The 950-nt window shown below is 54.8% G+C and carries 1 protein-coding gene; it reads left to right on the top strand.

The genetic code is table 11. The annotated features are described in order from the left end of the window. Positions 1 to 354: hypothetical protein (locus ACXJ5O_RS28310; RefSeq protein ID WP_457302813.1), on the top strand; the 354-nt coding region annotated here is incomplete at its 5' end. Positions 355 to 950: the final 596 nt, after the last annotated feature.

The raw sequence follows: 950 nt of genomic DNA, 5'->3' as shown, positions 1-950 counted from the left end.
AAACGGCTGCAAGCTGCAGTGTCGAACCGCTCGGCCGGGGGAGAGACCCCGCCCTTCGCGTCTCTCCTCGCATCTTTTTGCCGTTTCAGGCGCCATTTCAATCAGATTTATGAGTTTACGACCTACCTGAAATCCGCGATATTATTGCATTTATTGGCTGGGAACGGAGAACTCCTGCAGGTCCTTGCAGACGCCGTGTCCGCGCAGCTGACAGCCGCCGAGGCGATACTGCGCTTCCGCGTCAGGGTTTKGATTGAGCCTCTGGAACGCGCCACCACCACAACCGCTCAAAATCACCACCAAACCTGCAAAAACGACAATACGCATAATGTACTCCGTGAGATTGCTCCGTAGAGACTAACGCCGGTTGGCCGGTTTCTCAATCGCGCGATAGTCCTCGATCCGAATCGTGGATCCGGTCTTAACCGCACCTTACCATCAAGTCTTTGATTTGATTGAGGGCAGTTACCGACGCAAGACTCCAACCATTCCCGCTTCCTCGAGCGGGCGCGCATTCATGCGCCATAACAAAAGGATATCCAATGAGAGTACTTTACTGCCACCCCACTCGGGAGACTGGCAACCGCGACTGCGTAGCCTTTGTCGACATTGAACTAAACGAGCACATCCGGCTCTATGGGTTGCGCTTGATAAGGCAGCCTGATGGCAACCATACACTCTACGCGCCCCAAGCAGGTCAACGCCGCTCGGCCACGTTCTCAGGCCCTTTAGCCAAGAGGTTGACCGCTCTTGCGGTTGAGGCATTGCAGGTGGCTCGATGAGCACCGAAGCGCTGAAGATAGGTCCCGTCGATCAAACACAGCTAGTGCTATACGCCTCCAAGAACACCAGTCTTTCAGCCTGCGATCTAGCGGTCCTGGCAGAGATTACTGACCGATATCTAAAACTCAAAGGCGTCACATATCCGACTGGCCTCACCCATCTCGTTC

The organism is Phyllobacterium sp. P5_D12 (assembly GCF_054049495.1).
Note: the sequence above shows the minus strand (reverse complement) of the source record. Positions and strands in the feature narration are given on the sequence as shown.